Origin of the sequence: Streptomyces sp. CAU 1734, assembly GCF_039888735.1 — a bacterium.
Lineage (GTDB): Bacteria > Actinomycetota > Actinomycetes > Streptomycetales > Streptomycetaceae > Streptomyces.
The window spans coordinates 1-17,409 of record NZ_JBDQQP010000010.1; the positions used below are offsets into that span (position 1 = coordinate 1).

Here is a 17,409-nt window from a genome sequence, read left to right on the forward strand (position 1 = left end):
GGCGGCGCCGCCGGGGCAGCACCTCGTCGTCGGGGGAGGGGGCCGGGTCGTGGGTGATGGGGTCGGATTCGGTACGGGCGGGGGAGGAGGCCGCGGGACTCGTACGGCCGGCTGTGCCGTGCTGCGGGGCCGGGGGAGCGGAAGCGGGCGGACGGGCGGGGAGCCGGTAGCCGGGGAGGAGGAAGTGCGGCGGGAGCGGGGGGTCGAGTTGGGGGGCGGGGGGAGCGAACACCTCGGGCGCGCCCGGCCCGTACAGGTCGTACGGCGGGTCCTGCCCGTACGGCTCGGTGCCGTGCGGTTCGTACGGTCCGGTCTCCTCGCGCCGCGGTGCGGGGGGCGCGGGGGGCGGCTGCGGGGGACGGGCTCCCGGGACGACGGGCCGCGCAGGGACTCCGGGGGACGGTTCGGGCCGGAAGCCGGAGTCCGGACCGGAGGGCGGCCCGGCGGTCCCGGACGGTGCCCGGACCGGCCCGCCGGGTGTGAAGGGGGCGGCGACGGCCGCCCCCCGGGTGGAGTGCGGCGCGCTCGGCGCCTGGGGGCGCCGGGCGGGGTCGATATGGCTCAGCAGGTGGTTCTCGACCAGCAGCACCGCTCGCACGCCCCCGTAGGGGGAGGGCGACGACAGGTCGACCCCGAGATCGAACTGCCTGGTCAGCTGTCCGATCGCGGCGAGCCCCATCCGGGGCGGGTCGCCCAGCTCGGACAGCAGGATCGGTTCGCGTCCCGCCACCATGCGATGGGCGTAGTCGCGTTCATCCTCGGCCATTCCCACCCCGGCGTCATCCACCGTTACGGTGACGCCGTGGTGGACGCGGACCAGATTCACCGTGACGGGCGTATCCGGTGAGGAGTGCCGCAGCGCGTTGTCGAGCAGCTCGGCGACGATGATCGCGACCGGCTCGACGGCATGGGAGACCAGCGCGGTGCCGGGCTCCAGATGGTTGCTGATGCGGACCCGCTGATAGCCGATGAGCCGTGAGAGCCCGCCGGTCACCGCGTCCGCGAGATGCGACTCCTCGCGGGCGAGGCCCACCCAGGCCCCGCACACCACGGCCGTCACCTGGGCACGCCGCAGCGACTGCTCGTTCTCGTGGTCCAGTGAGTAGAGGGTCTGGGACAACTCCGGGTCGTCATAGCGCAGCTGGAGACCGCGCAGCACGTCCTGGAGGCGGTAGAGCCCGGCCTGGATCTCCCGGGTCGCCCCGCGCATCCCGGCCCGGGCCGCGGCGTCGACACGTTTCCGCTCCTGGAACATCGCGGTGGCGACACCGTGGAGCGCTTGGTCCAGGCCCGCGCCGAAGGCTCCGCCCGCGAGGACGGGGTCGAGCGGTCCCGGTACTTGGACATGGGGGTGCGCGGCCCGGATGGCGGCGGCCGGCACGCGCTCCCGGGCCAGATGCGCGACCTCGGCGGCGTACGCCTGTGCCGTGCGGTCGGCCTCCAGCCGGGCACTGTCGAGCCGTGCGTGCAGAGAGGCGATCTCCGCACGGCGGCGCTTCTCCTGCCGGCGAGCGCGCAGCAGCGCGTTCCCCGCGTAGAACGCCGACACGGTCCCGGCGGCTACGACGGCCAGATCCGGTATTTCGATCATCGAATACCTCGGGGAGGGCGGTGGTCAGGGCCGTTGAGGTGTAACGACTGGCCAAGTACACACCGTCATCGAATGATCGCGGGGCGTTTTGATTCAAGTGATTGCGGCGTTGGGATCCGAGAGGTTTACCGCCATTCGAGATATCTGAGTGTTCATCAGAAGGCAATCACGGCAGAGCATCCATGGTGGGAGAGCTGTCGCTGGTTTTTGCCCCGGGCATACGGCGGCCGCGGCGGACCCTCTTCGCGCCCTCGCGGCCGTACACCATCGAGTGAAGACCCGCTCAGGTCTTCGGCCCCGCTCTCCCGCTGTGTTGATCGGGTCTTCGCTCCGGCGCGCCGCCCGGATTCCGGGCGGGCGCGAAAGTGCCGGAGGGCCGTGCCGCACAGGTCTCTGTGCGGCACGGCCCTCCGGCAAGGTGTTCCCCTCCCCGCGGTCAGGGCTTCGGCGGCGCCGGGGAGTAGTCGTCCCCGAAGGCCGTGGGAGGGTCTCCCAGGATCGGCGGTGCGGGCGAGTAGGTGTCGGTCGTGACGACGGGTGACTCACCGTTCGCGGTGCCGGTCGCCCCGTCGGTGCCGGCCGTGTCCGCTTTCCTGGCCTTCTCGGCCGCGGGATCCCCGGATCCGGAGTCCCGGACGACGGGTGCCCCCGAGCCGCCGTTCCCCTCCGGTGTCCCGGCTCCGCCGACCGGCTGCTGCGGCTTCGCGGGCACGCCGTCCCGCAGGATGACGGGCGCCGCCGGGGAGTAGGTGTCCTTGGTGATGATGTCGCCGGGCAGACCGGCTGTTGTGTTCTCGGTGCTGCTCATGGTGTCCCCCATGTGTGTGCTGGCTTTGCTGTGTTTCGGTGTTCTTTCGTGCCGGGTTCTCCGGTGGCGCTGTTCTCCTTGCCGTTCTCCTCGTGCCGTTCCGGCGGGCACCGGCCGTACCGGTTCGCGCGCCGTGTCGGCGGCGGGTGAACCGGAAGCGGCCTTCCGCCCGGAGACTCCCCCGAGGGTCGCCGGACGGAAGGCCGGGGAATCTCCACCCGCCCCCCGGATGGGTGAGATTCCCAAGTGATCCGCCTGCCCCCCGACGCGACGGATCGACTGCCCTGAGCATGTCGTAGCGTCATAAACATTCGATGAACGTCCTGGAAGAAAGCTGTCACAGGACGCGGCGGGGGCGCCCGGGCGGGTGCCGTGGCATCCGTCACCCGGGTCCCGCGCGGCTTTCCCGGGGCGGCCCGGGTGCGCCGCGGGTGGCCCGACTGCCGCCACCCCGGGACACGTACCCCGCCGCCCGGCGGTTCACCACCCGCCGATGCTCGCACGCCGATTGCTCCCCGGCACCCCGAACGCCCGCACCGGGCAGGGTCGGTACGGGTGCGGGGTCGGCCCACTCCGGTCCGGGGCGGGGCGGGGATCCTCCCGTACGGCACGGGCGGGTGCCGTACGGGCCCGGTGTCCAGGCCCGGGCCCGGCGGGCGGGGGCGGGCGCGTACGGGCGTGGGGGTGGACGCGTGCCGGGGCGGGGATCCTCCCGTACGGGCCAGAGGTGCCGAGGGCGGCCGGCTGTCCGCGTGCCGCGTGCCGGGCGGGGGCCGGCCGGGGCGCGGCGGGGATCGTCCCGTACGGCCAACGGGCGCGCCGGTCCTCCGGGCGGCTTCCGCACGGGCGCCGGGGCAGTGCGGGCGGGGACGGGATCGTCCGGGCCGGGGCGGTTCGCGGCATCCCGGGCGGTGCCGCCCACACCGCCCGGCGGGGTGCGAGCGACCCGGGCGCGTTCCCGTCCCCGTTCCCGCCCGGAGGGCTACGCGGCGCTGAGCGGGTTGAGGAGGGTCCGGGCCTCCTCCGCGTCCGCGGAGCCCATCTGCTCGTGGAGGGTGAGCGCCTCGCTCCAGCAGGCGCGTGCCCGGTCCGCCTGGCCGAGCGCGGCGAGCGCCCGGCCCAGGGTGATGAGGACATTCGCCCGGGTCCGGTCGCCCCCGATGCAGCCGATGGCCAGCGCCTGTTCGGCATGCTGGGCCGCACGCGCCGGCCGGCGGGCCGAGAGATGTGTCTGGGCGATACGGAAGAGGGTCGTCCCCTCCCACAGCCGCTGCCGGTTCGTCTCGAAACCGTCCACCGCGTCGAGCAGTTGCTCCAGCGCCTCGGCGTACCGCCCGGCCTGCGTCAGCGCGACCCCCAGCGTGTAGCGGGCGTTCGCCAGCCGCAGGGTCAGCCCGATCCGGTCCAGGATCTCCAGCCCCTGCCGGGCCAGTTCGATCGAGCGCTCCGTCTGGCCCATGAAGAGATAGAGCCGGGAGAGATTGCAGAGCGCGCTCGCCTCGCCGGGTTCGTTCCGGTCCGTGCGGGAGTCCGCTATCGCCTGCTCCAGGAAGCCTTTGGCCTCGGCATGCCTGCCCTGGTTGAGGGCGATGATGCCGCGGTGGTTGTTGGCCCAGAAGACCGGTGCGTCGTCGTCGGCGGCGGTGGCCAGGGCGAGGGCCCGGGCGGAGTTCTCGTCGGCCTCGTCGTACCTGCCCGCCACCAGGAACACGAGGGCCAGGGTCGTATGGGCCCGGGCGTGGGCCCGGGCGTCGCCCGCCTGCCGTGCGGCGTCCCGGGTGGCGAGCGCGACCGATTCGTACTGCTTGGAGTTGGCACCGGATTCGGCCAGATCCTTCGCGGCCCACAGCAGGTCCACCGCGCGTCGCAGCCGCCCGCTCGCGGCCGACTGCTGTGCGCAGGCCAGCACGCAATGGGCCTCGTTGTAGAGCCAGTCGAGCGCCTCCCGGCCGTCCGGGAAGGAGAGTCCGGGCTGCTCGGTGGGTTCCAGATGGTGCGGAAGGCTGTCCCCGGGGCGTTCGAGTGCGTACACGCGGACCACGGTCGCCAGATAGAAGTCGAGCAGCCGGGAGAGGGCCGCCTCATTGTCCTCGGGCCGCTCGTCGCGCTCGGCGCAGGAACGCGCGTAGAGGCGCACCAGATCGTGATAGCGGTACCTCCCCGGAGCGGCTGATTCCAGCAGTGAGGTGTCGACCAGCGCCTCCAGCAGATCCTCTGTGGCGTCCGGGTCGGTGCCGAGCATGGCCGAGGCGGCGGTGAGCGAGACGTCCGGACCGTCGGCGAGGCCGAGCAGCCGGAAAGCGTGGGCCTGGTCGGGTTCGAGCTGCCCGTAGCCCAGCTCGAAGGTGGCCTTGACGGCCAGATCCCCGGCCTGGAGCTCGTCCAGCCGGCGCCGCTCGTCGGCGAGTTTGGCGGCCAGTACGGAGACGGTCCAGGTGCGGCGCGCGGCCAGCCGGGAGGCGGCGATCCGGATGGCGAGCGGCAGAAAGCCGCAGGCGGCGACGACATCGAGCGCGGCCTCCCGCTCGGAGGTGACGCGTTCGACGCCGACGATCCGGGTGAAGAGCTGAAGTGCCTCGTCCGGGGACATCACATCGAGGTCCACGAGATGGGCCCCGGCGAGATCGACCATTCTGACCCGGCTGGTGACCAGGGCGGCGCAGCCCGCCGTACCGGGCAGCAGTGGCCGGATCTGCGCGGCGTCACGGGCGTTGTCGAGGAGGACGAGGATCCGCCGTCCGGCGAGGATGGAGCGGTAGAGCGCGGCGCGCTCGTCCAGCGAGTCGGGGATCGCGCTGTCGGCGGTGCCGAGGGCGCGCAGGAACGCGCCGAGCACGGCGACCGGTTCGGCGGCCCGGCTCCCGGCGCCCTGGAGGTCGATGTAGAGCTGTCCGTCGGGGAAGCGCGGGCGGGCCTCGTGGGCGACATGGACGGCGAGGGTGGTCTTGCCGACGCCGCCGATGCCCGCGAGGGCGGAGACCGCCATCACGGAGCCCTCGGCGGTGGCGAGCAGTCCGCCGAGCTCGCGGACGAAGGAGGCGCGGCCGGTGAAGTCGGGCACGGTGGCGGGGAGCTGGGCGGGCTGGGCGATCAGCGGTGTGCGGTCGTCCTCCTCGCCGGTGTGCGCGAGCTCGGCGTCGGCGCGCAGGATGCGCTGCTGCAACTGCGAGAGCTCGACACAGGGGTCCACCCCCAGCTCCTCGGCGAGCAGCCGGCGGGTGTCGGCGTAGACGGCGAGCGCCTCGGCCTGCCGTCCGCTGCGGTAGAGGGCGAGCATCAGCAGCTCGCGGAAGCGCTCGCGCAGCGGGTGGGCGGCGGTGAGAGCGGTGAGCTCGGAGACGGCCTCGGCGTGGGCGCCGACCTCCAGATCGAGATCGAGCCGGTTCTCCAGGAGCTGGAGCCGCCATTCGTCGAGCCGGGCGCGCTGGTTCTCGGCGTACGGGCCGGGGACATTGGCGAGCGCCTCGCCGTCCCAGAGCCCGAGGGATTTGCTGATGAGGGCGCGGGCCTGGTGGCGGTCGCCGGCGGCCCGGATCTTCTCGGCCCGGCCGGCGAGCTCCTGGGCGACGAAGAGGTCGACGCACTCCCGCCGTATGCGTATGGCATATCCGCCGGACTCGCTGACGAGTGCCTGGGAGGAGAGGACCTTGCGCAGTCTGGAGGCATAGGTGCGGATGGCGGCCAGTGCCTGGGAGGGCGGTTCATCGCCCCAGATGGCGTCGATGAGCTCGGCCGCGGTCGCGGTGCGGCCCTCGCGCAGCAGCAGCGCGGCGAGCAGGGCGCGCTGTTGCGGGGACCCGGAGGACAGGGCCTCCCCACCGCGCCAGGCCCGTACCGGACCGAGCACACTGAAACGTACGTCAACAACATCACTGGGCACCGGACTGCGCTGCTCCGGTACGCGCGGCCCGTTGTCACGGCCCATTGCTGCCCCCTGCCCCGAACTGCCGATTCGCACCCGCCAGTCTGCCCTGTGCATGGTGGCCGCGTCAGCAACGGGGCGCTCCGCATCACCCTCTTGTTACGCGGAGGTTGAGCCGCCGGCCGCGGTTCGGGTGCTTTGCCCCCTCCCCGGTGGTACGGGGCCGACCAGGGCATTCGTCTCTCCGCGGGGGGTGGCCGAGGGCGGTTTCCCGGCAATCTCGCGGAGTCGGGGCATTCAGGCGTCCGTGTCATTCGGGGGATCGGAGGCGTACGGGGCGCGCGCGGCGCACGGGGCGTACGGGGCGGGTACGCGTTCTCGCGCCCCCGGGCCCCTCGCCACCGCGGTCACGGGCGGTAGATCTCCCCGGGGTTGGCCTTCGCGGGTGCGAGGAGCTGGGAGACGGTGACGAAGGTGTAGCCGCGCTTCTTCAGCTCGGTGATGATCCCGGGCACGGCGGGCACGGTGCCGTCGTAGATGTCGTGGAGCAGGATGATGCCGTCCCGCGAGGACTGCTTCAGGATCCGCTTCCGGATCAGGGCCGAGTCATTGGTGGAGAAGTCCTTGGCGGTGGCGCTCCACAGGATCTGGGCGAGCCCGAGCTCCTTGCTGACCGCGGTGACATCGTCATTGATCCGCCCCTGCGGCGGGCGCATCAGGCCGGGCTTCTTCCCGGTGAGCTTCTCCAGGGCGTTCTGGGTGAGGAGCAGTTCGCGGCGTATCTCGTCCCGGGTGAGGGTGTCGAGCCGCTTGTGGGTCCAGGTGTGGTTGGCGACCTCGTGCCCCTCGTCGGAGAGACGTTTCACCACCTGGGGGTACTTCACGATGTGCTTCTTCCCCAGCAGGAAGAAGGTGACCGGCACCTTCTCCTTCTTCAGGGTGTCCAGCAGCTTCGGGGTGTCCTTGCCGGGGCCGCCGTCGAAGGTCATGGCTATGCACTTGGCCTTCTCGCAGTCGACCGGCTCGGTGCCGACGACGGCGGACTGCGCGCCGGTGGTCCGCCGGGGGTTCTGGTCGGCCGCGAGCGACTTGCCGTTCTCCCGGGCGTCGGACCGGGCATCGGCCGGCGCGGTGGTCTCCAGGGTGCAGGCGCCGAGGGTGAGCGTCAGCGCGGAGGCCCCCGCCACAGCGGCGCCGAGCCGGGTTTTTCTCCTGATTTCGGGCATGCCGAAGCTCCCCCTGGATGGGTGGTTGATACATGGAAGACGGGCGGCGTCCTGATCGGGAACGCCCGGGCAACTATACATGCGGTGTATACATGCGATGTATACGCACCCTGCATAGCTGACCGGCTAGACGTGACGGGAGGGGGAGAGGTTGCTTCTGCGGCTTTTGTTTCACCTGGTGTGCGCGGGTGGATGCCGTCCGCATGGCTGACGGCATGACGGCATGACGGCATGACGGCATGACGGGCTGCCGGACTGCCGGACTGCCGGGCTGGCCGGACTGTCGGGCTGGCCGGGCTGTCGGGTCGGCACTGCGGCGGCCCGGGGCGGGGCTCACCCTGATCCCCCTCCGGGGTGCGGCCCGGCGCCCTCCCCGACCGTCCCTCCCCGGCTGCCCCGAACGAGTGGCGGGAGAGGCGCCCGGTTCACATCTCCCTGCCCATACGGGTGCATTTGCCGGTGAAATATGACGTTTCCCGTGGCGCCCGGGTCGGCGCTGTGTTCCGCTGCCGTCATACGAGTCGCCGTGTGACGGACGCCTCGCGCGGCCCCTGCGCGGTCCGGCGCGGGCGCACCGGTCCCGGCGGCACATCTGGGTATGTGCCGGATCCCTGTGACGCGCCCCGGCGGGCCGGGGGCCGCCGCGTGCCCCGGCACGAGAGGCGGAGAAGCACGTGAGACGTTTTCTGGCGCGCACGGGCACGGTGACGGTCCTGACCGCCCTGGCCCTGGCCCCGCTGGCGGGGGCGGGCCGCGCGGCCCCCTCGGGTCCGCTCCCGGAACCCGGCGGGCGCACCGCCCCGGCGCCGCCCGGCTGCGAGGCCGACTCCATCCGCTTCCCGGCCGGCGCGGACAGCCGGATCCGTACCGCCAGACCCTGCCCCGCCGGTCCGTCCGGCCATGAGGGCGGGGCCGACTTGGCGGTGACCACCGGCGGCCCGGCGGCGGCGAATCCGGACGGGACGGTCGCGTACTCCCTCGTCGTGACCAACCACGGCCCCGGCCGCTCATCCGGCTGGACGCTCAGCGGTCCCGCACCGGCGGGCGGTCTCGGCCAGGTGGTGTCGCACACCGCCGAGTGCTCCCTCTCGGAGACCTCGTTCACCTGCGGCGGCGGCCCGCTCGCCGCGGGTGACAGCCACACCGTCCATGTCATCGGCACGGCGGCGGCACTGCCGGAGAGCGCCGCCCACGAGGTGACCGTCATCGGCCGGGAGCGCGACCCGGAGCCCGGGAACAACACCGCGCGGGTCACCGGCGATCAGCCGGGCCTGACCCTCACCCGGACCCAGCGGGGCCTGCCCGCGGTGGACGCCGGAACCACCGTCGAGTACACCGTCACCGCCGAGAACACCGGCTCCACCGCCTTCACCGAGGCCGACCCGGCGTCCTTCACGGATGATCTGACCGGCATCCTGGACGACGCCGGCCTGACCGCCGTCCCCACCGCCACCAGCGGCGAGGCCACCTGGGCCCGCCCGGTCCTGAGCTGGTCCGGCGCGCTGGCGCCCGGCGAGTCGGTGACCGTCGCCTACTCCGTCACCACCCACGCCCGCCCGTCCGGAGACCTGGAACTCCTGGGCCGGGTGGTCTCCGAGACCCCGGGCAGCAACTGCGCCCCCGGCAGCACCGACACCCGGTGCGCCACCCACGGCAAGGTGAACGCCTCCGACAAGAACAAGCACCCGATCCGGGGCAGCGACGCCTGAGGCCCCCGGTCAGATGACCGGCGGGCGTCCCAGCCTGGTCATCCGCCACACGGTCGACCACTTCATCGGCCGCCGCTCACCGCACGGCCGCCGCACCCCCTCGGCGAACCCGCCGGCCCATGCCCTGAGCCCCATGGCGGACCGGGTGCGCAGCAGCGTCATCCCCGTCCAGCTCGCCAGATAGAGGGGCACCAGCGGTGCGGGAAGGTGCCGCTTGGCGAGCCAGACGCGGTTGCGGGCGGTCATCCGGTAGTAGACGGCATGCCGGGCCGGGCTGGTCTTGGGGTGCTGGAGCAGCAGCTTCGGCTCGTAGAGCACGTCCCAGCCCGCGTCGAGGGCCCGCCAGGCCAGGTCCGTCTCCTCATGGGTGAAGAAGAACTCGTCCGGCCAGCCGCCCGTCCGCTCCAGCATCGGCATCGACAGCGAGTGCGCCCCCCCGAGGAAGGTCGTCACCAGCCCCCGCCGCATCGGGTCCGACGCCCGCAGCCGGGGTACGTGCCGCCGGGCCGTCTCGCCGTTCTCGTCGGCGATCCGGAAGGAGACGATCCCGAGCTTCGGATCGGCCTGGTGGAGATCGGCGACCCGCCGGATGACATCGGAGTCGATCAGCAGCCCGTCGTCGTCCAGGTCGAGGAGGATGTCGACGTCCCCGAACTCCCGCAGCTTCTCCATGGCGACATTCCGCCCCCCGGAGACCCCCAGATTCTCGGGCACCTCCACCCCGGTCACCCCGTCGGGCAGCTCCGGCAGCGGCGCCCCGTTCCCGACGACGACGATGCGCGCGGCCGGCTCGTCCTGCCGGGCCACGGAGTCGAGCAGCGCCCGCAGCTCCTCGGGCCGGTTGCCCATGGTCAGTACGGCCACACCCACACGAGGTCGCGTCACTGCTCGACTCCACTCCACCGTTCGCCGGTCAGCCCGGGTTTCTCGAATGCATCCGCGCCCGCGGGGCCCCCGGATTCGCCCAGTGGACGGTGGTCGCCGCACCGCCGGGCCCGGACGGGACCACCCCGCACGCGCGATGACCACGATACGGCCGGGGCCCGCCCGCCCACTCCGGCGGGATCGGCCCCGGGGCGCCGGGGGTCGGCCGGCGCTCACCGGCACGTCCGCGCCGCTGTGCACCCGGCCGTTCACGGCCTTGGCCGGCCGCGGATCCGCGGCGGGTCGATCTCCCGTCCCTCCTCGCCGGTTGGGATGGTCACCGGCCACTCGGTCCGCCAGGAGCCCTTCCTCTCGGCCGCCTTGAGGGTGAACGCCCTGGTCCGGAGAGTGCCCGGGAGGCTCTCCCCGCGCGTACCGAACCGAGTCGCGAAGGGCATTGTCAGTGCCCCGGTGTTCAATCGGATCCATGGCCATCAGGCGCGAGCGCGCGCATGTCGATCCCGTCTCCCCCGAGCCGCCGGTGCCCGACGAGGCGCGGGTGGTCCGGGGGGAGGACTGGTACGGGCGGGAGTTCGCGGGGGAGCGGTTCGAGCGGTACACCTTCTATGACATGGACTGGACGGAGGCGGTGAATGACGGCGCCGTCTTCGACGAGTGCACCTTCTCCGGGGTGCGGTTCAATGCCTCGCGGCACACCGGTGCCGCGTTCACCAACTGCACGTTCAGGCGGTGCGGGTTCTTCGACGCGCGGTTCGAGCAGTGCAAGGTGGTCGGGAGTCTCTTCCAGCAGTGCGAGTTCAGCCTGATTCAGGTCACCGGAGGGGACTGGTCGTTCGCCGGGCTGCCGGGGGCCGATCTGCGGGGGGCGGTCCTCGACGGGGTGCGGATGCGGGAGGCCGATCTCACGGCGGCCCGGCTGGAGGGGGCGGTGGTGCGGGGGGTGGATCTGTCCGGGGCGATGCTGCACAGCACCACGCTGACCGGGGCGGATCTGCGGGGCAGTGATCTGTCGTCGCTCGATCCGCTGACCGTGCGGCTCGGCGGGGCGAAGATCGATCCGGAGCAGGCGGCGGTGATCGCTACGGCGCTGGGGCTGGATGTGTGCTGAGGGCTCGCGCCCGTTTCCGTTTTCCGCGGGACAGAGGATGTGTGAGGAGTGCTGTGATCATCATTGCCGGGAAGCTCTGTGTGGAGGCCGCCGACCGCGGCGCCTATCTGGCCGGATGCGAGCAGGTCGTCGAGGCGGCCCGGGCGGCCCCCGGCTGTCTCGATTTCGCGCTGTCGGCCGATCCGGTCCGGCCGGACCGGATCAATGTGTACGAGCGCTGGGAATCCGACGAGGATCTCGAACGCTTCCGCGGCGCCGGCCCCGAGCCCGGCCCGGCGGCCCGGATCCTCGAAGCGGAGGTGAGCAAGTACCGGATCTCCGCCGTCGAGGCCCCCTGACCGAGCCCAGGGCCGTCACCCCGCCCTTGTAATATCCGGAGGCGGATCGAGGTCATTACTCGGAGGGGTGTCCGGATGCTGGAGCTCGCGCGCTCATGGGTCGACGGATGGGCCGTCTCGCGGCGGGTGCCGAAGCCGGTGGAGATGCCGTGGGGGCTGACCGTCCGGGTCGGGCTGCCGGCTCAGCCGGTCCGGCATGTGCTGCTCGGCGCCGATGCCGGCACCGCCCGTGAGCTCGTCGGCACGGTCACCGAACCGGCCACCTGCATCAAGGGCTTCCTTGCGCCTGATGTCATGGAGCCGTGGTTCCCGCCCGGGTGGGAGCCGGTCGATCCCGGCTTTCTGATGGCCGTCGACCTGCGCCCGTCCGCCGTGCGCCCGCCCGAGGGCTACACGGCCACCGCCGAGTCCGCCGGCGGTGTCATCGGTGTGCGCGTGCGGACGGCGGTCGGTGAGCTCGCCGCCGGCGGCCGGATCGGTATGACGGATGGCGGCTGTGTCTTCGATCAGATCGTCACCGAGGCGGCGCACCAGCGGCTCGGTCTCGGTACGGCCGTGGTGGGCGCACTCACCAACGCGGCCATCGAGCACGGCGCGTCCACCGGTGTCCTGGGCGCGACCCTCCAGGGCCGGGCGCTCTACGAAACGCTCGGCTGGAAGGTCCTCGCACCGCTGACCGGCTTCGTGTACGGGCCCGTCACGCCCTGAACCCCGGCCGCACGGTCGCCGTGCCCGGCCGCCAGGGCCGCCCGCGCCCCTGCCCGGTGGTGTGTCGTCAGGCGCGCCCCGGAGTGCGGTGGCCCGGCCGGACGGGCGGCGCGGGACACCGCCGCCGAACACGGTCCGGCCGCGCCGGGCGCCGCCCCGCGTCCGGAAGGTGTGGCCGCCCGGCCCGCGCCGGAAAATTTCAAAAGCCATAAAACGGACAGTGCTGCGATTATCGTACCCGCCGGTACTGCCGATTTCCCTTCCGATTCCCGAGGGTGTCCGGTGTCTGTCTTTCATCGGTAGGCCCCAATGGGTTCATTGTCATGAAATCCAAGGTTCGCCATCCGGAGTGAATTCCTCCAGATGTGGAAACCGCAGCAATTACCGTCCTCTTCATGACTCAGGTGGATGCGCGGCCCCTGGCCGGAGACACGACGGGGGGCGTCCCCGGCGGGACCGGGGGCGTACGCGGCAAGGGACTCGGCGGAAACTCCGTCGGTCTGCTGGGCAGCTCGGTCATCGGCATATCCACCGTCGCCCCGGTCTACTGCCTCACCTCCACCCTCGGCTCCACCGCGGGCGAGGTCGGCCTCCAGATGCCGGCCGTCTTCCTCGCCGGCTTCCTGCCGATGCTGCTGGTGGCCTTCGCCTACCGCGAGCTGAACCGGACCATGCCCGACTGCGGCACCTCCTTCACCTGGACGGTGAAGGCGTTCGGCCCGCGCGTGGGCTGGATGTGCGGCTGGGGCCTGGTGATCGCCACCATCATCGTGCTCTCCAACCTCGCGGGCGTGGCGACCTCCTTCTTCTGGCTGCTCGCCGGGGAGATCACCGGCAGCGACTCCATCGCGGCCCTGGACGGCAACAAGGCCGTCCACATCCTCACCGTGCTCGTCCTGGTCGCCATCGCCACCGCCATCAGCTATCGGGGCATGACGGCGACCAAGAGTGTCCAGTACGCCCTCGTCGGGCTCCAGCTGCTCGTCCTCGGCGTCTTCGTCGTCATGGCGTTCGCCAAGGCCGGCGACTTCTCCACCTCCCTCTCCTTCTCCGCCGAGTGGCTGAACCCCTTCGCCGTCCAGTCCTTCGCCGCCTTCACCGCCGGACTCTCCCTCTCGATCTTCATGTACTGGGGCTGGGACGCCAGCCTCGCCGCCAATGAGGAGACCACCGGCGGCGACCGCACCCCCGGCCGCGCCGCCCTCATCGCGATGGTCGTCCTGGTCGGCTCCTACCTCGCCACCGGCGTCGCCGCGCAGATGGCCGTCGGCTCCGGCGACAAGGGCCTCGGCCTCGCCAACCCCGAGACCTCCGGCAATGTCTTCGCCGCCCTCGCGGGCCCGATCATGGGGCCCGGCCTCGGCATTCTTCTCTTCGTCGCGGTCCTCGCCTCGGCCGCCGCCAGCCTCCAGACGACCTTCATCCCGGTCGCCCGCACCGTGCTGGCCATGTCCTCCTATGAGGCCCTGCCGCCGTCGTACGCCCGCGTCAATGAGCGCTTCAAGACCCCCGGCCGCGCCACCGTCGTCGCCGGCATCGCCACCGGCGCCTTCTACACCGTGATGACCCTGGTCAGCGAGAACGTCCTGATCGACACGATCTACGCGCTCGGTCTGATGATCTGCTTCTACTACTCCCTGACCGCCTTCGCCTGCGCCTGGTGGTTCCGCCGCGACCTGCTGCGCTCCGGCCGCGACCTCGTCTTCAAGGGCGTCTTCCCGGTCCTCGGCGGCCTGCTGCTGGCGGCCGTCTTCGCCAAGACCCTCTACGACATGTGGGACCCGGCGTACGGCAGCGGCTCCGAGGTCTTCGGCGTCGGCTCCGTCTTCGTGATCGGGGTGGGCCTGCTGCTCGTGGGCGTGGTCATCATGCTGGTGATGCAGCGCCGCAGCCCGGCCTTCTTCCGGGGCGAGGTACTGACGCGCGAGACCCCGTCGCTGGTCATCCCGGAGTAGACCGCCCGGGAAGCCCCCGACGCGCCCGGCGGACGCCGCGCCTCCACCCGTACGCGGACGCTCCGTACGGGATTCCCGGTGTCGTCCCGCTGGACCGTGCGCCGGTGATGGAGTCCGCCCGCGCCGGGTGGGTATGGCGAGAGGGAGACCGTCACCGACCACGGCGAAGGGCCCCCGATGCGCACAGCGGCCGTCATCTTCCTCACCGACCGGACGATCACCCCCTTACGGCTCGCGCGTGAGCTGGAGGAACGCGGATTCGCCGGCCTCTGGATCCCCGAGCACACCCATATACCGGTGTCGCGCACCTCCCCGTTCCCGCTGGGCGGCCCGCTGCCGCCCGAGTACGGCCGCACCCTGGACCCCTTCGTCGCCCTCGCCCAGGCGGCGGCCGTCACCACCACCCTCGCCCTCGGCACCGGAATCACCCTGGTCGCGCAGCACGACCCGATCGTCCTCGCCAAGCAGGTCGCCACCCTGGACCACCTCTCCGGCGGCCGGTTCACCCTCGGCGTCGGCTACGGCTGGAACAAGGAGGAGGCCGCCGACCACGGCGTCGAATGGACCACCCGCCGGGACTTGGTCCGGGACCGCGTGGCCGTGATGCGCGCGCTCTGGTCGCCGGAGCCGACCGCGTACGAGGGCGAGTACGCCTCCGTCAGCGCCTCCCACGCCCACCCCAAGCCGCTGAGCGGCCCCCGGATCCTGGTCGGCGGCTCGGCGGGACCCAAGCTCTTCGCCCATATCGCCGAGTACGCGGACGGCTGGCTCCCCATCGGCGGCCAGGGCCTGACCGAAACCCTCCCGGTCCTCCGCGCCGCCTGGGCGGAGGCCGGCCGGGACGCCTCCCCCGGCCCCCGGATCGTCCCCTTCGCCGTCGAGCCGACCGCCGAGAAGCTGGCCCACTACGCCGAACTGGGCATCGAGGAGCTGGTGGTGGCGCTTCCGTCGGGGGAGGAGGGGGAGGTGCTGCGGGTGCTGGACGAGTACGCGCGGTATGTGTGAGCTTTGACTTCGGAATGTATTCCGAAGTACGGTGACGTTATGACTACGGTGCCCACGGTCACGTTCTCCGAGCTGTCCAAGAACTCGAAGAGCGTCGCCGAGAGACTGGATCGAGCCCACCGTCTGCACATCACCCGGCGGGACGGTGAGGACATGTACCTCACGACGGCCCGGCACGACCGGGACCGGGAGGAAACCGCCGACATCACCGCCAGGCTCTTCGCCGCGCTGATCGGGTCCGAGGCGGGAGCGCGGGCCATAAGACCCGCACTTTCGCTGGTCTTCCCCTGGGTACGTCATCTGTCGGCCGACGAGACGAGTGAGTTCGTCGGAGAACTGGTCGACGCCACGCACGACGCTGTCCATCTCGACATTCACGCAGGGCTTCACCGGGTGATCGCCGAATGGCGGGCGACGGCGAGGATCCTCGCCGACACCGAACTGACCGCCCGCCTGACCCGCGCGCTCCCGGACGAGGATCATGGCGAGGTGACGGCCCCGTGAGCCCCAAGCGCGGAGACGACGTCGCACCGCCTCCGGTGGCGGAGGAGTGGCGCTTACGGTTTGCCACGAATGAAGCGGCCAAAGAATGGGGTGAGCTGGGTGCGGAGCCCCCGGCAACACCCGGCGCTGCTTCGAGGCGCTGCGCCGGGACCCCCTTTCCATGCCGACCCGGACCGGCAGCACAGACTGCGCGGGCGTCTGTCGACCGGGCACCTGGGCGGTCGGCCGTATCCCCAGTGGGAGTACGAGGTGACAGCGGGCGGCCGGGTCCGCTATTTGGTGGATGAGGCCCGCCGTACCGTCCATCTGGTGCACGCCTCCACCCGGCATCCCAAGGACACCGAATAGGTGGAGCTGCCCGGCAGCCGGGCGCCCGGCGCCGGAGTCAGTGGATCGGCTGGGTCCCGAGGTCGATGAACGCCCAGACGGAGACGATCGCGGCACCGAGCTGCGCGAGGACCAGCGGAGGCCGGAGGCGCCGGCTCAGCTCGAATCGCAGGGGCGCGTGGGACGCGATGAGACCGAGCAGCAGCTCGATGCCGGAGAAGATCCAGACCCGGTCGGTCAGTTCGAGATCCCGAGCCGTGCAGGGATCCGCGTTGAAGAGGCAGTTCACGAAGAGCGGCAGAAAGAGCAGCTGAACCGGAAACAGTGACCAGGTGACGATGCGCGCGATGAGCCGCCAGCGCTGATCGGGTGTACGGCGCGGGGGCGCGGTGGGGTGCATGACACCCATTGCGCCACGGTTGGCGGGCGGGTGACACCCGTACGCGTACTCATCGTGAAGGCGTGCACTTCTGCGCCGACGCCTGGTGGAGAGGCGTCGGCGCGGGACCCTTGAGCGGGGAGCCGGCGGGTCAGTGGGTCACTGGGTACGGGCGTGGGCGACGAAGGCGCCCCAGGCGGGGGAGGTGAGGGCGAGCTGAGGGCCGGTGGGGTTCTTGGAGTCGCGGATGTGAACGGTGTGGGGGCAGGTGGCGACCTCGACGCAGGCGCCGCCGGAGCCACCGCTGTGGCTGGACTTGCGCCAGGAGAGGGCGACTTCGATGCAGTTGCCGCCCGACCCGCCGCTGTAACTGCTTTTGAACCAGTGAAGGCCGCTCATAGCTCTCCCAGCAACTTCTTGATCAGCGAAAGGGATTGGTCGGACCGAAGGGCCCGCGATCGCATAATCCCATAGCGCTCGGTGAAGATGCGGACTTCGTCATGCTCGGTGATCAATTTCGGGTAGCCCTGAGTTTCGATGATGTGAAAACCCAAACCCCCACCCCCACGGTTGAATTCACCCATCACTTCAGGGCGACAGAGGAGTGCGCCCAACTGGCGCGGAAGTTGGCATTGCGCGCACTCGCCGGCTGGCCCGCCGTCCCGAGCGGCGGCGAGGTGTACGACGCGGTGGCCCACATCGTCGCCGAACTCGCCGCGAACGCGGTTACCCATGCCCGGGTTCCGGGCTGGGGATTCGAACTCCGGCTGATTCTGGCGGCGTCCGCGAACATCCTCCGGATCGAGGTCTCGGATGCCCGGACCGGGAGTGCGCCCCGCCGCCGCCGCTCGTCGGGCGAGGACGAGTCCGGCCGTGGGCTGCTCCTGATCGAGGCGCTCGCCGCCGCCTGGGGCATCGAGCACCACGCCATCGGCAAGACGGTCTGGGCCGACGTGTCGCTGACGTCCTAGCCTCCCGCGTTCCGGGTGGGGCCCGCGCCGGTG

15 protein-coding genes are annotated in these 17,409 nt (G+C 71.7%); 8 read left to right on the plus strand and 7 right to left on the minus strand.

Going from position 1 to position 17,409, the window contains the following annotated elements; translation table 11 throughout:
• The 4 genes from AAFN69_RS19900 to AAFN69_RS19915 all read right to left on the minus strand — a co-directional run.
• Positions 1-1,591: ATP-binding protein (locus AAFN69_RS19900; RefSeq protein WP_347729938.1), on the minus strand; the 1,591-nt coding region annotated here is incomplete at its 3' end.
• 436 nt (positions 1,592-2,027) lie between these two features.
• Complete coding sequence (locus AAFN69_RS19905; protein ID WP_347729939.1) at positions 2,028-2,399, minus strand: hypothetical protein; 372 nt, start codon at positions 2,397-2,399, stop codon at positions 2,028-2,030.
• A 982-nt stretch (positions 2,400-3,381) separates the two neighbouring features.
• Entirely contained in the window at positions 3,382-6,324 is a 2,943-nt protein-coding gene (locus tag AAFN69_RS19910) for a BTAD domain-containing putative transcriptional regulator (RefSeq protein ID WP_347729940.1), read from the minus strand.
• Positions 6,325-6,668: 344 nt separating this feature from the next.
• Positions 6,669-7,487, minus strand: a complete 819-nt coding sequence (locus AAFN69_RS19915) for a polysaccharide deacetylase family protein (protein WP_347729941.1) — start codon at positions 7,485-7,487, stop codon at positions 6,669-6,671.
• Between the two features lie 674 nt (positions 7,488-8,161).
• Here AAFN69_RS19915 and AAFN69_RS19920 point away from each other — a divergent pair.
• The gene (locus AAFN69_RS19920; RefSeq protein WP_347729942.1) at positions 8,162-9,196 is read left to right on the plus strand and encodes a hypothetical protein; all 1,035 of its coding nucleotides are present in this window, start codon (positions 8,162-8,164) and stop codon (positions 9,194-9,196) included.
• 9 nt (positions 9,197-9,205) lie between these two features.
• On the opposite strand, the gene AAFN69_RS19925 is transcribed toward AAFN69_RS19920, so the two are convergent.
• Positions 9,206-10,081, minus strand: a complete 876-nt coding sequence (locus AAFN69_RS19925) for a glycosyltransferase (protein ID WP_347729943.1) — start codon at positions 10,079-10,081, stop codon at positions 9,206-9,208.
• 466 nt (positions 10,082-10,547) lie between these two features.
• On the opposite strand from AAFN69_RS19925, the gene AAFN69_RS19930 reads away from it, so the two are divergent.
• The 6 genes from AAFN69_RS19930 (at position 10,548) to AAFN69_RS19955 (ending at position 15,699) form a co-directional block, all read left to right on the plus strand.
• Entirely contained in the window at positions 10,548-11,189 is a 642-nt protein-coding gene (locus AAFN69_RS19930; RefSeq protein ID WP_347729944.1) for a pentapeptide repeat-containing protein, read from the plus strand.
• A gap of 53 nt (positions 11,190-11,242) precedes the next feature.
• A complete protein-coding gene (locus AAFN69_RS19935) occupies positions 11,243-11,527 on the plus strand; it encodes an antibiotic biosynthesis monooxygenase (protein ID WP_347729945.1) in 285 nt (94 codons plus the stop codon).
• Between the two features lie 75 nt (positions 11,528-11,602).
• A complete protein-coding gene (locus AAFN69_RS19940) occupies positions 11,603-12,235 on the plus strand; it encodes a GNAT family N-acetyltransferase (protein WP_347729946.1) in 633 nt (210 codons plus the stop codon).
• A gap of 395 nt (positions 12,236-12,630) precedes the next feature.
• The gene (locus tag AAFN69_RS19945) at positions 12,631-14,190 is read left to right on the plus strand and encodes an APC family permease (protein WP_347729947.1); all 1,560 of its coding nucleotides are present in this window, start codon (positions 12,631-12,633) and stop codon (positions 14,188-14,190) included.
• 177 nt (positions 14,191-14,367) lie between these two features.
• The gene (locus AAFN69_RS19950) at positions 14,368-15,195 is read left to right on the plus strand and encodes an LLM class F420-dependent oxidoreductase (protein WP_347729948.1); all 828 of its coding nucleotides are present in this window, start codon (positions 14,368-14,370) and stop codon (positions 15,193-15,195) included.
• 39 nt (positions 15,196-15,234) lie between these two features.
• Entirely contained in the window at positions 15,235-15,699 is a 465-nt protein-coding gene (locus AAFN69_RS19955; protein WP_347729949.1) for a prevent-host-death family protein, read from the plus strand.
• 385 nt (positions 15,700-16,084) lie between these two features.
• On the opposite strand, the gene AAFN69_RS19960 is transcribed toward AAFN69_RS19955, so the two are convergent.
• Positions 16,085-16,435, minus strand: a complete 351-nt coding sequence (locus tag AAFN69_RS19960) for a hypothetical protein (protein WP_347729950.1) — start codon at positions 16,433-16,435, stop codon at positions 16,085-16,087.
• A gap of 129 nt (positions 16,436-16,564) precedes the next feature.
• Entirely contained in the window at positions 16,565-16,804 is a 240-nt protein-coding gene (locus tag AAFN69_RS19965; RefSeq protein ID WP_347729951.1) for a DUF397 domain-containing protein, read from the minus strand.
• A 233-nt stretch (positions 16,805-17,037) separates the two neighbouring features.
• Between AAFN69_RS19965 and AAFN69_RS19970 the strand changes: the two genes are divergently transcribed.
• Positions 17,038-17,376, plus strand: coding sequence for an ATP-binding protein (locus tag AAFN69_RS19970; RefSeq protein WP_347729952.1), 339 nt, complete (start codon positions 17,038-17,040; stop codon positions 17,374-17,376).
• Positions 17,377-17,409 lie beyond the last annotated feature (33 nt).

Excerpts from the sequence above, each read along its gene's own strand:
- AAFN69_RS19915 (WP_347729941.1), bottom strand. The coding sequence starts at position 7,487 with ATGCCCGAAATCAGGAGAAAAACCCGGCTCGGCGCCGCTGTGGCGGGG.
- AAFN69_RS19930 (WP_347729944.1), top strand. The coding sequence starts at position 10,548 with ATGGCCATCAGGCGCGAGCGCGCGCATGTCGATCCCGTCTCCCCCGAG.
- AAFN69_RS19955 (WP_347729949.1), top strand. The coding sequence starts at position 15,235 with ATGACTACGGTGCCCACGGTCACGTTCTCCGAGCTGTCCAAGAACTCG.
- AAFN69_RS19940 (WP_347729946.1), top strand. The coding sequence starts at position 11,603 with ATGCTGGAGCTCGCGCGCTCATGGGTCGACGGATGGGCCGTCTCGCGG.
- AAFN69_RS19910 (WP_347729940.1), bottom strand. The coding sequence starts at position 6,324 with ATGGGCCGTGACAACGGGCCGCGCGTACCGGAGCAGCGCAGTCCGGTG.
- AAFN69_RS19945 (WP_347729947.1), top strand. The coding sequence starts at position 12,631 with ATGACTCAGGTGGATGCGCGGCCCCTGGCCGGAGACACGACGGGGGGC.
- AAFN69_RS19905 (WP_347729939.1), bottom strand. The coding sequence starts at position 2,399 with ATGAGCAGCACCGAGAACACAACAGCCGGTCTGCCCGGCGACATCATC.
- AAFN69_RS19960 (WP_347729950.1), bottom strand. The coding sequence starts at position 16,435 with ATGGGTGTCATGCACCCCACCGCGCCCCCGCGCCGTACACCCGATCAG.
- AAFN69_RS19965 (WP_347729951.1), bottom strand. The coding sequence starts at position 16,804 with ATGAGCGGCCTTCACTGGTTCAAAAGCAGTTACAGCGGCGGGTCGGGC.
- AAFN69_RS19950 (WP_347729948.1), top strand. The coding sequence starts at position 14,368 with ATGCGCACAGCGGCCGTCATCTTCCTCACCGACCGGACGATCACCCCC.